The sequence below is a fragment of the Arthrobacter globiformis genome, from assembly GCF_030818015.1.
GTDB lineage: Bacteria > Actinomycetota > Actinomycetes > Actinomycetales > Micrococcaceae > Arthrobacter > Arthrobacter globiformis_C.
Genome location: NZ_JAUSZX010000001.1, coordinates 3,287,304 through 3,299,997, shown reverse-complemented (window position 1 = coordinate 3,299,997; position 12,694 = coordinate 3,287,304). Strand labels below are relative to the sequence as shown.

Sequence of the window (12,694 nt, the reverse complement as noted above, 5' to 3'; positions counted from 1 at the left end):
CGGTTCGGTAACGCGAGCTCATATGCTTAGCTGGTGCCTTTGTAAGGATTTGGGGGCGAGTAGTCGTGAGGAAACCGGTAAATGAGTAGTGTTCTGACAATCCGCGGAGGCGTCCCGCTAACTGGCCGTGTCAGCGTCCGCGGTGCCAAGAACCTTGTGCCCAAGGCCATGGTGGCCGCCCTGCTGGGCAACGAGCCGTCCGTGCTACGGAACGTTCCGGAAATCAAGGACGTCGAGGTGGTCACCAGCCTGCTCCAGCTGCACGGCGTGACCGTCGAGAAGGACCCCGTCACCGGCGACCTGACCTTGGATCCCAAGGCGGCAAAGACAGCGCCGAGCACGGCCATCGACGCGCATGCCGGTGACTCCCGGATTCCCATTCTGCTGTGCGGTCCCCTGATCCACGCGATCGGCGAGGCCTTCATCCCGGACCTGGGTGGCTGCAAGATCGGTGACCGGCCCATCGACTACCACTTGGACGTGCTGCGGCAGTTCGGTGCCGTCGTCGAGAAGCGCCCGGGCGGCATCCACATTTCTGCGCCCAAGGGGCTGCACGGGGCCAAGATCTCCTTGCCGTACCCCTCCGTCGGAGCTACGGAACAGGTCCTCCTGAGCGCAACCCGCGCCGAAGGCATCACCGAACTCTCCGGTGCCGCCACCGAACCCGAAATCGTCGACCTCATCGCCGTACTGCAGAAGATGGGCGCCATCATCAGCGTCCAGACGGACCGCACCATCCGCATCGAGGGCGTCCGCGACCTGGGCGGCTACAACCACCGGGCCCTGTCGGACCGCAACGAGTCGGCCTCATGGGCTTCCGCGGCATTGGTGACGCGCGGCGATATCTTCGTTGAGGGCGCCTCGCAGCGGGACATGATGACCTTCCTGAACACCTTCCGCAAGGTGGGCGGCGGCATGGACATCGGCGAGGACGGCATCCGCTTCTACCACCGCGGCGGCAAGCTCAGCCCCCTCGTCCTCGAAACCGACGTCCACCCGGGCTTCATGACCGACTGGCAGCAGCCCCTCGTCGTGGCCCTGACCCAGGCCGAAGGCGTGTCCATCGTGCACGAGACCGTCTACGAGAACCGCTTCGGCTTCACCGACGCCCTCATCCGCATGGGTGCCAGCATCCAGGTGCACCGGGAATGCCTGGGCAGCGTGCCGTGCCGCTTCGGGCAGCGGAACTTCCTGCATTCCGCCGTCATCTCGGGCCCCACGCAGCTCAAGGGAACCGACATCGACGTGCCGGACCTCCGGGGCGGCTTCAGCCACCTGATCGCCGCATTGGCCGCCACGGGCACCTCGCGGGTGACTGGAATCGACATCATCAACCGCGGCTACGAGCGGTTCACCGAAAAGCTGGCCGGGCTCGGCGCCGACTTCGACATCTCGTCGGCGAAGTAGCGGGGGCCCGGTGAAAGAATCGGCCAAAAGCCACACAACGTTCGTGATTATCGCCGGCATTGTCCGGCCGGTCCTGAACCTGATCATGAACAAAAAATGGGAGGGCACGGACAAGCTTCCCGCGGGCGGCTTCATCGCCGTGCCCAACCACTGCACCGAGATCGACCCCCTCGTGATTGGGCACATGCTGTACAGCAACAAGCGCGCCCCGCACTTCCTGGCGAAGTCGGGCCTCTTCAAGGTTCCGGTGGTGGGTGCCGTGCTGCGTGCCACCAAACAGATTCCGGTGGAACGCTCGACGGCGGGGGCTAACCGCTCGCTGCAGCTCGCCCAGGAGGTTGTGGCTGAGGGCGGAGCGATCATCATCTATCCCGAGGGCACGCTGACCCGCGACCCCGACCTGTGGCCGATGAAGGGCCACACTGGCGCCGCCCGCCTGGCCCTCGAGGCCGGCATCCCGGTGGTTCCGGTGGCACACTGGGGAGCGCACGAGCTCTTTCCCCGCTACGCCAAGCGGTTCCACCTGTTCCCGCGCAAGACGTCCAGGATCCTGGTCGGCGACCCCGTTGACCTCTCGCGCTTCGCGGGCCGGTCCCGGGACAGGGCCACGCTGGCCGAAGCCACGGAGGTCATCATGGATGCCGTGACCGGACTCCTGGCCGAACTCCGCGGGGAGCAGCCGCCGGCCCGGCGCTGGGACCCGACCGCCCACAACCAGACGAAGCACGGCCGCGATGTTGAGCGGGGCGGGAAATGACCCCTGTGTCTGCCCGGCCCGGCTCTGCCGTGTCCGTGGCAGTTTTGGGTGCCGGTTCGTGGGGGACCACGTTCGCGAAAACCCTCGCCGACGCCGCCACCGCCTCAGGCGTTGACCGCAGCATCCGGGTCTGGGGACGCCGGGAAGAAGTCGTGGCCGAGATCAACGGCAACCACCGGAACCCCCAGTACCTCGCCGACATCGACCTTCCGCCGAGCATCAGCGCGTCCACCGACGTTGCGGACGTGCTGTCCGGAGCTGATCTGGTCGTCCTTGCGGTGCCCGCGCAGTCGCTGCGCCTGCAGCTGCGCAAGTGGAAGCCCCTGATCGGGCCCGACGCCCTCGTGGTGTCCCTGATGAAGGGCCTCGAACTGGGCTCGGACGCACGGATGAGCGAGGTCATCGCCGAGGAACTGGACATCCCTGCCGACCGCATCGCGGTCGTATCCGGCCCCAACCTGGCCATGGAGATCGCCCGGGAGGAGCCCACGGCCTCGGTGGTTGCCTGTGCCGATGCCGCCGCCGCCGGCTGGATCGCGAGAAGCTGCACCGCCCCGTACTTCCGTCCCTACACCACCTCTGACATCGTCGGCGTCGAGATCGGCGGCATCGTCAAGAACGTCATCGCGCTGGCCGTGGGCATCTGCGAGGGAAAGCAGATGGGGGACAACACCAAGGCTTCCGTGATTACCCGCGGCCTGGCTGAAACCTCCCGGCTGGCCCTGGCCCTCGGCGGCAAAGCCCACACCATGGCGGGCCTGGCCGGCCTCGGGGACCTGGTGGCCACGTGCTCGTCACCGCTGTCCCGGAACCACACCGCCGGCCGCCTGCTGGGACAGGGGCTCACGCTGGACGAGGTCACCCAGAAAATGACCCAGACGGCCGAGGGCATCAAGTCCGGCCAGGCAGTCCACGAACTGGCCGGCAAGCTCGGCGTCGAAATGCCCATCACGGCGGCCGTCGTCGCGGTCCTCGCCGGAAAATTGTCCGTTGACCAACTCGGGCCGCTGCTGCTGTCCCGGGAACTCAAAGCCGAAGGCGATTACTGACAGTGTCGGAAGAAAACTTGACCGCAGCGGACAAGACCAACCAGAGCCAGACAACCCCTGACAAGCCGCGGGTGGCCGTCCTCTTTGGCGGCCGCTCCAGCGAGCACGCCGTCAGCTGCGTGACCGCCGCCGGAGTGCTGGGGGCCATCGACCGGAACAAGTACGACGTCGTTCCCATCGGCATTGCCAAGTCCGGCCAGTGGGTGCTCGCGTCCGGGGACACGGCCCAGTGGTCACTCGCCGCCACTTCGCTCCCGGAGGTTCCGCCGTCGGCCCAGACTGTAAGCCTCACGGAGATCGGCGGAGAACACCAGCTGATCGTGACGGCCCCCAACGAGGTGCCGCAGGAACTTGGCACCGTGGACGTGGTGTTCCCGCTGCTGCACGGGCCGTTCGGCGAGGACGGCACCATCCAGGGGCTCCTGGAACTCTCCGACACCCGCTACGTCGGCGCCGGCGTCCTGGCCTCGGCGGTAGGCATGGACAAGCACTTCATGAAGGTGGTCTTCGAGGCCGCCGGCCTGAAGGTGGGTCCATACATCGCCGTGACCGACCGGCAGTGGCGCAACGACCCCGAGTCTGTCCGCAAGCAGGTCGACCTGCTGGGCTTCCCGGTGTTCGTCAAGCCCGCCCGCGCCGGATCCTCGATGGGCATCTCCAAGGTGGACTCCCTTGACGGCCTGGACGCCGCCATTGAGGCCGCCCGCGGACATGATCCGAAGCTGGTGATCGAGGCCGGCATCGTGGGCCGGGAAATCGAATGTGCCGTGCTCGAGGGCCGCGGTGGCGATGCCCCCCGCACGTCCCTGCCCGGCGAGATCTCCGTGGCCGCCGGCGACCACGAGTTCTATGACTTCCAGGCCAAGTACGTGGATGACGCGGCCGCCCTGAGCTGCCCCGCGGACATGCCCGAGGAAGCGATTGCCCGCGTCCGCGAGCTTGCTGCAGCGGCGTTCGATTCTGTGGGGGCGGAGGGCCTGAGCCGGGTCGACTTCTTCTACACACCGGACGGCGACCTCATCATCAACGAGATCAACACCATGCCCGGGTTCACGCCGAAGAGCATGTACCCGCAGATGTGGGCGGCCACCGGACTGAGCTATCCGGAACTGATCGACGAGCTGATCCACCTGGCGCTGACCCGCAAGACGGGCCTGCGCTAGTCCCCACCGGCACCCTAACCTCGCTCCGCTCCGGCCAGGGAACCCTGCCGCCGTGGGCCCACCACCTGGCCTGCTACTTGCTGGTGGGCAGGTCCTGGACTTCCTGCTGGCCCACGCACTTGCGGCTGGCCTTGATCTTCGCAGCTGCGCCGGACAGGTCAGCAAGGACAGTGGCCGAGCTGATTTTCTCCGGATCCATCAGGATTTCCGTGGCGGGTTCCCGGCCGTAGGTGGTCAGCGTCCACACAGGATCACCCTCCTTGATCACCCAGTCGACGTCGTTGACGCTCACGCAGCGGTCAGTGGTGGGCCCGGGGACGTTGACCCCGCACCGCAGGACCACCCGCGACGGGTCGCCCCAGGCTGCAGTGGCCTGGCTATTCGTCTTCCGCAGGCGGGCGTCGCCAATGGCATCCGGAAGCGCCACCATCATCGGCGCGCAGGCCGGATTGGCTGCGTCGGCGGCGGGGGCAACGTCGACGGCGGGTGAACAGCCGCCCAGCGCCAGTCCAGTCAGCGTGGCGGCGACTGCTACCCTCAGCCTGCGGACGGGTTTCTGGGCGAGCGGGGAATGCATCCTTCAAGCCTATCGTTCCACCGGGAGCCGGACGGACCGCCGAGGTGCCGTCCGCACTCCTTGCCTGCCGGGGCCGGAAACACGCCATCCGAAAATGTCTGTCCGTGGCGGTAGCGTAGTGGCGTGCCCCAAACACCATTGACTGTCGCCCAACTGTCCGAAGCGGAGCTTCTGGCCCGGATTTTCCCGCGCCTGGAACTCAGCGCCCTGCACAGTGCCGCCGTGGTCCTCGGACCGGGCGATGACGCCGCCATCGTGGCGGTGCCGGACGGCAGGACGGTCATCAGCATCGACACCCAGGTCCAGGACCAGGATTTCCGGCTTGAGTGGAACAACGGCTACCGGACCACCGGCTACGACGTCGGATGGAAGGCCGCAGCGCAGAACCTTAGCGACATCAACGCCATGGGCGCGTCGGCAACCTCAATGGTGGTCAGCCTGACCATGCCCCCGGACACTCCGGTCGGATGGGTCGAGGACCTCGCGGACGGCCTCACGGCCGCCATCAGCAAGCTGGGGGCGGGGGCGTGCTCTGTCGCGGGTGGCGACCTTGGCCGCGGCCGCGAGCTGTCCGTCACCGTTGCAGTCCTCGGCACGCTCGACGGCGGCCGGCCGGTCCTCCGGTCCGGCGCCCGGGAAGGCGACACGGTGGCGATCGCCGGGCGGGCGGGCTGGGCCGCTGCCGGGCTGGCATTGCTGGAGTCTGCCCATCATGTGAGTTCGCTTACGCCGGAGCTGCTGTCACTGCTTGAGCTCCAGTGCCGGCCGGAGCCGCCGCTGGAGGCCGGGCCGCTGGCGCGCATGTCCGGCGCCACAGCCATGATGGACATTTCCGACGGCCTGGTGCGGGACGGAACCAGGTTGGCCGTGGCCAGCCACGTTGTGCTGGATCTGGATCCCGGGCAACTTGGCCAGCTCGCCGAGCCTCTCCGCTCCGCGGCCACCCTCCTGGGCGCCGACCCACGCGCCTGGGTGCTCGGCGGCGGGGAAGACCACGGGCTGCTGGCCACATTCCCGGCGGGCATGCAGGTGCCGCCCGGGTTTACTGGGATAGGCTCAGTACAGGCCTGCGGCGCAGACAAGGCGCCGGGCGTGACGATCGCGGGACGGCCCGCTGACTCCGTGGGATGGGATCACTTTGCAGACTAAGGTTGCCGCGAACGCGCAAGCGATGAAGCGGTGGTTGGGCAAGGCCGAAACCGCACTGGGCAACCACAGCGACCGCCTGAATGCCATCAATATCTTCCCGGTGGCGGACGGCGACACCGGAACCAACCTGTACCTCACAGTCCGTGCCGCAGCCCGGGCTCTCCAGGATACCGCCGTCGCAGACGCCGGCCAGGATGCGGCGCCCTCCGGTCAGGAGCAGACGCCCTTCAATCAACAAGTACAGCTCAATCAACAGGCGCAGCTCGGTCAACAGGCACAGCTCGGTCAACAGGCGCAGCTTAATGACGTGGGTGCCGTCCTGGCGCGCGCCGGCCAGGCGGCGATGGAACAGGCCAGAGGGAACTCCGGCACGCTGTTCTCCGTATTCCTCTGCGCTGCGGCCGAACCGCTGGCCGGGCACGCCAGGCTCACCTCCTCCCTCCTCGCCGCCGCCCTCAACCGGGCGCAGATCAGGGCCTGGTCAGCGCTGAGCGATCCCGTTCCGGGCACCATGCTCTCTGTGATGGAAGCAGCGGGCCGGGCCGCGGCCGCCGTCGACGCCGGCCAGAACGGCAACGACAGCAACCATGCCCTGGGCCTGGTCCTGGATGCGGCCGTCGAGGCCGCCCTCGAGGCCGTGGTCCGCACGGAGGGGCAGCTCGATGCCCTGCAGGCCGCGCACGTGGTGGACGCCGGCGGCGTGGGAATGCTGCTGATCCTGGACTGCCTCCGGTCGGCGGTGCTCGGCGAAGAGCTCCGCAGCGAACTGCTGGACGGCCTGCACGGGTACGATCTCCAGGACCCCCACATCCACGCCGACATGCCGGACGACGACGGCGTGGAGGTCATGTGCACCATCAGCCTGTCCCCGCTGGACGCCGCCACGCTCCGGCAGCGCCTGGATGAACTCGGGGACTCCGTGATCATGAGCCAGGTTGGCCCCTCCGCCGACGCGGAGGGCCGGTACCGGTGGCGGGTCCACGTGCACGTCCCGGACCCGGCTCCGGCCCTTGGACTGATCAGGTCGCTCGGCGATCCGGCGGACGTGTCCGTCAGCGAGCTCGCCCTGCCCCGCGATCCGTCAGGAGAAGTGAGCGCAGAAGGAAGATGAACGTCGAACTGGAACTCGGCCTGGAGCGCCGGATCGGCAAGCGCTCCGCGGCCGTGATCGAGAAACACCTGGGCATCACCACGGTGGGCGGCCTGCTCAACTACTATCCGCGCCGCTACCTCAACCGCGGTGAACTGACGCCCATCAGTGAGCTTCCGTTCGATGAGGACGTCACCCTCATCGCCCGCGTCGTCTCCAACAGCAAGCGGCAGATGCGCGCCCGGAAGGGCTTCATCATCGACGTCGTCATTACCGACGACGCCGGAACGGGCACGCTGAAAATCAGTTTCTTCAACGGCCACCGCGCCAAGAATGAGCTGCAGCCCGGCCGGCGGGCCATGTTCTCCGGGAAGGTGACGCGCTACGCCGGTTCGCTGGGACTCACCAACCCGGACTACCAGCTGCTGGACGAGGACCCCGATGTCCCCGGCATGGACCCGGAGAAGCTCGCGGCCATGCCCATCCCGATTTACCCTGCCACCGCGCACCTCACCAGCTGGTCCATCCAGAAAGTCGTGACTGCCCTACTGGAGACCGCAGACCTGAACGCCCTGCGGGATCCGCTGCCGGCGGCCATTTCGGCCCGCGAGAAATTCCTGCCGCTGCCGGAGGCCTACCGGCTCATCCACGCCCCGGAAACCGCGGCGGACTGGCGCAAGGCCAGGGACCGGTTCCGCTACCAGGAGGCGCTGGTCCTCCAGTCCGCCCTCGCCCGGCGCCGTGCCCAGCTTGCGTCAGAGGAAGCCACCGCCCGGCGCCCCGTGCCGGAGGGACTGCTCGCAGCCTTCGACCGCCAGCTGCCGTTCACCCTGACTGCTGGCCAGTCCGCCGTCGGCAAGACCCTCTCGGCGGAGCTGTCGCAGGACGGGCCCATGAACAGGCTGCTGCAGGGCGAGGTCGGCTCCGGCAAGACCATTGTGGCGCTGCGGGCGATGCTCCAGGTGGTCGACGCCGGGGGACAGGCTGCACTGCTGGCGCCCACGGAAGTGTTGGCCGCACAGCACTTCGATTCCATCCGGCGCACGCTGGGCCCGCTGGCCCGCGACGGGCTCCTGGGCGGGCTGGGCGACCATTCGGTGCAGGTCAGCCTGCTCACCGGCTCCATGCCGACCGCCGCGCGCAAGCAGGCACTGCTCGATGCCGCTTCCGGCACGGCCGGGATCGTCATCGGCACCCACGCGCTGTTGAGCGAAAACGTCACCTTCTTTGACCTTGGCCTCATCGTGGTGGATGAGCAGCACCGCTTCGGCGTGGAACAGCGCGATGCCCTGCGTGCCAAGGCCAGCAAGCCGCCGCACCTGCTGGTCATGACCGCCACCCCGATCCCCAGGACCGTGGCCATGACGGTGTTCGGCGACCTCGAAACCTCCGTGCTTGACGAACTGCCGGCCGGCCGGGCGCCCATTGCCACGCACGTGGTGGGACTCGCGGAGAATCCCGCCTGGGCGGCCCGCATCTGGTCCCGTTCCCGTGAGGAGATCGAGGCCGGACACCAGGTGTACGTCGTGTGCCCCAAGATCGGGGCGGACGACGACGGCGACTTCACTCCCGGCGAAGCGGAACCTGAGCCAGGGGAACTGGAGGGGGGCGGAGCCGCACGCGAACTGGCCTCCGTGACCGCCGTCGTCGAGCACCTCAAAGGGGAACCCGCCCTGGCGGGAGTGGCGCTGGCGCCGCTCCACGGACGCCAGGACCCGGTGCTGAAGTCCGAGACCATGGCTTCCTTCACCGCCAACCAGACAAAGCTTCTGGTATCCACCACAGTCATCGAGGTGGGCGTGGACGTGCACAACGCCACCCTGATGGTCATCCTGGACGCGGACCGCTTCGGCATCTCCCAGCTTCACCAGCTCCGCGGGCGCGTAGGCCGGGGTGGGCTGCCGGGCACGTGTCTGCTCGTGACCACGCTCGAACCGGGGCACCCGAGCCGGCGCAGGCTGGATGCCGTGGCGGCCACCACCGACGGATTCGAGCTGTCCCAGGAGGACCTCAAGCTGCGCCGCGAGGGCGACATCCTCGGCGCCTCGCAGTCCGGTGGCCGGTCCACGCTGAAGCTGCTCCGCGTACTGGAGCACGAGGACATCATTGCCCGAGCCAGGCAGGACGCCCAGAAGATCGTCGCCGCGGACCCCGCGCTGGCCGGCTACGCGGCACTCGCCGAGGCTATTGACGAGTACCTGAATCCCGAGAAGGAGGCGTTCCTTGAACGCGGCTAGCACGAACCCCGTCCCACCCCGGCCGGCACAGTCCGGGGACTGGGTATGAGCAGGATCGTTGCGGGTGCCGCGGGCGGAACCCCGCTGGCCAACGTTTCGGGGTCCCTGACGAGGCCCACCACGGACCGGGTCAAGGAGGCGCTGTTTTCCCGGTTGGACGCGTTCAACGTGCTCGGCGGCGCCCGGGTCCTGGACCTGTACGCCGGATCCGGGGCGCTGGGGGTCGAGAGCGCCAGCAGGGGAGCGGAAACGGTCGATCTGGTGGAGTTCGACGCCAAGGCCAGCGCCGTGTGCCAGCGGAACGCCGACCTCATCAACGGAGTCCTGGGCCGCAAGGCCGTCACGGTGCACCGCTCCAGGGTGGAGTCCTTCCTCGACCGCGCGGCCGAGGAGGCCAAATGGGACGTCGCCTTCCTGGATCCGCCATACCCCCTCGATGAGCCCGCGCTGGCGTCGGTCCTGGAAAAGCTTTCACCGCACCTCAATGACGGGGCGGTGGTGGTGGTCGAGCGGTCGTCCCGCGCTACCGAACCCCGGTGGCCGGAAGGCCTGGAGCGCTTTGCCGAGAAGAAGTACGGCGAGACCCGGCTGTGGTACGCCGAACCGTCCAGTGGCCCCGATGTGGACCTCGCGCTGGAGGCCGGGGACTGAGCTCCTGATCCGACAGCCGAGCTAGTCCGACAACAGGTCCAGTTCCACACCGGCAAGGACCCTGGCCGGATGCGGTCCGCGGGCCGTGAGGGCGGCGGACCACTCGGGAGGCCATGGCTTGCGGGTGCCGACAAGGATGATGTTCCCCGGATACTTTCCCGTGAACATGCCCGACTCGGCGCAGGCGGCGACGTCCGTCATGGCCTCCTGCAAGGCGGCCACCTGGCTCCGGACGAGCGTCAGGCCCGGCTCGTCGCCGACATTCACGATCAGCACGCCCCGTTCCGTGAGGAGTGCAGCGGCTTCCTCGTAGAACCCGGTGCAGGCAATGTGCGCCGGCGCCTCCGGGCCGGAGAAGATGTCAAGGATGACGACGTCGAAGCGCAGCTCCGCGGGCAGCTCCGACAGGGAAGCGCGGGCGTCGCCGATGACCGTATGGAGGTCGGTGCCTTCGGGCAGCGGCAGCCGCTCCAGCACGAAGTCCAGCAGCTCACGCTCGAGCTCCACGGCGTACTGCAGGGAGCCGGGGCGTGTCGCCTGGATGTACCGCGCCAGGGTCAGGGCGCCGGCCCCCAGATGCAGCGCGCGGATGGGCTCACCCCACGGAGCGGCGAGGTCCACGACATGGCCGATGCGGCGCAGGTATTCGTAGAAGATGTCCTCGGGGTCGGCCAGGTCCACGTGGGACTGCTCGGCCCCGCCGATGCTGAGCACGAACCCGCCGTGTGTATAGGTATCCGGTTCGATGACGGCGTGCTGGCCGGTGGCGCGCAGGAATCGCGATGCCCGGGCGCCGTCGGCCGTGGTCAGAGCCTGTCCCGGAGGGTCGCCAGCCGTGCGGCGGCCTCCTCGAGGACCTCGTCGCGTTTGCAGAACGCGAACCGCAGGAGGCTGCGCGTCCGCTCCGCGCCCTCGGGGTGGCAGAACACGGGCACCGGGATCGCCGCCACGCCCACCAGGCCGGGCAGGCGCCGGGCCAGGTCCACAGAGTCCCGGATGCCCAGTGGCGAGGTGTCCACGTTGACGAAGTAGGTGCCATCGGGCATGAACACGTCCAGCCCGGCCGCGCGCAGCCCCTCGCTGAGGATGTCGCGCTTTTTCCGCAGTGTGGCGGAGATGCCCTCGTAAAACTCGTCGGGCAGGGCCAGGCCGGTGGCGATGGCACTCTGGAACGGGGTGCCGGAACTGTACGTGAGGAACTGCTTCACTGTCCGGGCCGCTGCCACCAGGTGCTCCGGGCCGCTCAGCCAGCCGACCTTCCAGCCGGTGAAGGAGAACGTCTTGCCCGCCGAGGAGATGGTGACCGTCCTGTCGGCGGCCCCCGGCAGCATGGCCACCGGTATGTGGCGGACGCCGAACGTGAGGTGTTCGTAAACCTCGTCGGTGATGATGATCGCGTCGTGCTTCCGGGCGAGGTCGACGACGCGCTGAAGCACCTCGCGCGGGAACACCGCACCGGTGGGGTTATGCGGGTTGTTCAACAGCACGACTTTGGTGCGGTCGGTGAACGCCGCTTCCAGGGCTGCGGAGTCAGGCAGGAAATCGGGGGCCAGCAGAGGGGCAGTGACATGCGTGGCGCCGGAGAGCCCGATGATCGCGCCGTAGGAGTCGTAGAACGGCTCGAATGTCAGGACCTCATCGCCGGGGCCGACAAAGGCCAGCAGGGACGCGGCGATGGCCTCGGTGGCGCCGGTGGTGACGATGATTTCAGTGTCAGGGTCCGGTTCCAGCCCATAGAACCGGCTCTGGTGAGCGGACACGGCCTTCCGCAGCTGGGGGATCCCCTTGCCGGGCGCGTATTGGTTGGAGCCTTCGGCGATCGCGGCCTGGGCGGCCGCCTTGATCTCCGCGGGGCCGTCCTCGTCGGGGAAACCCTGCCCCAGGTTGATCGCGCCCGTCTGCGTGGCCAGCGTGGTCATCTCCTCGAAGATCGTCACGCCCAAAGCGCCGTCACTTGCCAGCAGGTTCGCCCCGGTGGCTGCACGTTGCCAGGGCGCCGGAAGTGTTTGTGTCATTGGTTTCTGCCTGTCTGTTCAGCCGCGGCCCCGTGGCGGCCGGTGCCCAAGTCATGGTATCCCGGGCCGCCGATACGGTAGGTTCGGAGCATGAGACGCGCCGTATGCCCAGGCTCCTTCGACCCCATCCACAATGGACACCTCGAGGTCATCGCCAGAGCCGCGAGCCTGTTTGATGAAGTGATCGTCGCCGTGTCCACCAACTATGCCAAGAAGTACCGGTTTCCGCTCGAGGAACGGATTGAGATGGCGAGGGAGACCCTGGCCTCCCTGCGCGGCATCGTGGTGGAACCCGTCGGAGAGGGCCTCCTGGCGGAGTACTGCCGGCAGCGCGGAGTGTCCGCCATCGTGAAGGGGCTCCGGTCGTCGTCGGACTTTGACTACGAGCTTCCCATGGCCACGATGAACCGGCAGCTGAGCGGAGTGGAGACCGTGTTCCTTCCGGCGGAGGCGCACTACCTGCACCTGTCGTCCACCCTGATCAAGGAAGTGGCCACCCTGGGCGGGAGTGTCTCCGAGTACGTCCCCCGGTCGGTGCTGAAACGGCTTCTTGCTGGCGCGCCTGCCGCGGGCCAGCCCTCCAGGGGGTAGGCTTGTCC

At 68.1% G+C, this 12,694-nt stretch carries 12 protein-coding genes; 9 read left to right on the top strand and 3 right to left on the bottom strand.

Annotated elements, in window-relative coordinates:
* The first annotated feature begins 81 nt into the window (after window positions 1-81).
* Genes murA through QFZ23_RS15450 form a run of 4 tightly spaced genes read left to right on the top strand, consistent with a single transcriptional unit; the run spans window position 82 to window position 4,376 of the window.
* Complete coding sequence (gene murA, locus QFZ23_RS15465) at window positions 82-1,407, top strand: UDP-N-acetylglucosamine 1-carboxyvinyltransferase (RefSeq protein ID WP_306924221.1); 1,326 nt, start codon at window positions 82-84, stop codon at window positions 1,405-1,407.
* A 10-nt stretch (window positions 1,408-1,417) separates the two neighbouring features.
* Window positions 1,418-2,164, top strand: a complete 747-nt coding sequence (locus QFZ23_RS15460; protein WP_306924219.1) for a lysophospholipid acyltransferase family protein — start codon at window positions 1,418-1,420, stop codon at window positions 2,162-2,164.
* Window positions 2,161-3,213, top strand: coding sequence for an NAD(P)H-dependent glycerol-3-phosphate dehydrogenase (locus tag QFZ23_RS15455; RefSeq protein WP_306924216.1), 1,053 nt, complete (start codon window positions 2,161-2,163; stop codon window positions 3,211-3,213). The genes QFZ23_RS15460 and QFZ23_RS15455 overlap by 4 nt, the downstream gene beginning before the upstream one ends.
* Window positions 3,214-3,230: 17 nt before the next feature.
* Complete coding sequence (locus QFZ23_RS15450) at window positions 3,231-4,376, top strand: D-alanine--D-alanine ligase family protein (protein WP_306926882.1); 1,146 nt, start codon at window positions 3,231-3,233, stop codon at window positions 4,374-4,376.
* Window positions 4,377-4,449: 73 nt separating this feature from the next.
* On the opposite strand, the gene QFZ23_RS15445 is transcribed toward QFZ23_RS15450, so the two are convergent.
* Complete coding sequence (locus QFZ23_RS15445; RefSeq protein ID WP_306924215.1) at window positions 4,450-4,953, bottom strand: DUF3515 family protein; 504 nt, start codon at window positions 4,951-4,953, stop codon at window positions 4,450-4,452.
* A 123-nt stretch (window positions 4,954-5,076) separates the two neighbouring features.
* On the opposite strand from QFZ23_RS15445, the gene QFZ23_RS15440 reads away from it, so the two are divergent.
* The 4 genes from QFZ23_RS15440 to rsmD are packed head-to-tail and all read left to right on the top strand — an operon-like array spanning window position 5,077 to window position 10,080.
* Window positions 5,077-6,102, top strand: a complete 1,026-nt coding sequence (locus QFZ23_RS15440; RefSeq protein ID WP_306924214.1) for a thiamine-phosphate kinase — start codon at window positions 5,077-5,079, stop codon at window positions 6,100-6,102.
* A gap of 22 nt (window positions 6,103-6,124) precedes the next feature.
* Window positions 6,125-7,213, top strand: coding sequence for a DAK2 domain-containing protein (locus QFZ23_RS15435; protein ID WP_306924213.1), 1,089 nt, complete (start codon window positions 6,125-6,127; stop codon window positions 7,211-7,213).
* Complete coding sequence (locus QFZ23_RS15430; protein ID WP_306924210.1) at window positions 7,210-9,429, top strand: ATP-dependent DNA helicase RecG; 2,220 nt, start codon at window positions 7,210-7,212, stop codon at window positions 9,427-9,429. The genes QFZ23_RS15435 and QFZ23_RS15430 overlap by 4 nt, the downstream gene beginning before the upstream one ends.
* Before the next feature lie 45 nt (window positions 9,430-9,474).
* Window positions 9,475-10,080: a 16S rRNA (guanine(966)-N(2))-methyltransferase RsmD gene (rsmD, locus tag QFZ23_RS15425; protein ID WP_306924208.1), complete on the top strand. Its 606-nt coding sequence runs from the start codon at window positions 9,475-9,477 to the stop codon at window positions 10,078-10,080.
* Window positions 10,081-10,101: 21 nt separating this feature from the next.
* On the opposite strand, the gene QFZ23_RS15420 is transcribed toward rsmD, so the two are convergent.
* Both QFZ23_RS15420 and QFZ23_RS15415 read right to left on the bottom strand, forming a co-directional pair.
* Window positions 10,102-10,890: a spermidine synthase gene (locus QFZ23_RS15420; protein WP_306926880.1), complete on the bottom strand. Its 789-nt coding sequence runs from the start codon at window positions 10,888-10,890 to the stop codon at window positions 10,102-10,104.
* Window positions 10,887-12,095, bottom strand: a complete 1,209-nt coding sequence (locus tag QFZ23_RS15415; RefSeq protein WP_306924207.1) for an aminotransferase class I/II-fold pyridoxal phosphate-dependent enzyme — start codon at window positions 12,093-12,095, stop codon at window positions 10,887-10,889. Before QFZ23_RS15415 ends, QFZ23_RS15420 begins: the two co-directional genes overlap by 4 nt.
* A gap of 90 nt (window positions 12,096-12,185) precedes the next feature.
* Here QFZ23_RS15415 and coaD point away from each other — a divergent pair, with 90 nt between their 5' ends.
* A complete protein-coding gene (gene coaD / locus QFZ23_RS15410; RefSeq protein ID WP_306924206.1) occupies window positions 12,186-12,686 on the top strand; it encodes a pantetheine-phosphate adenylyltransferase in 501 nt (166 codons plus the stop codon).
* The last annotated feature ends 8 nt before the right edge of the window (window positions 12,687-12,694 follow it).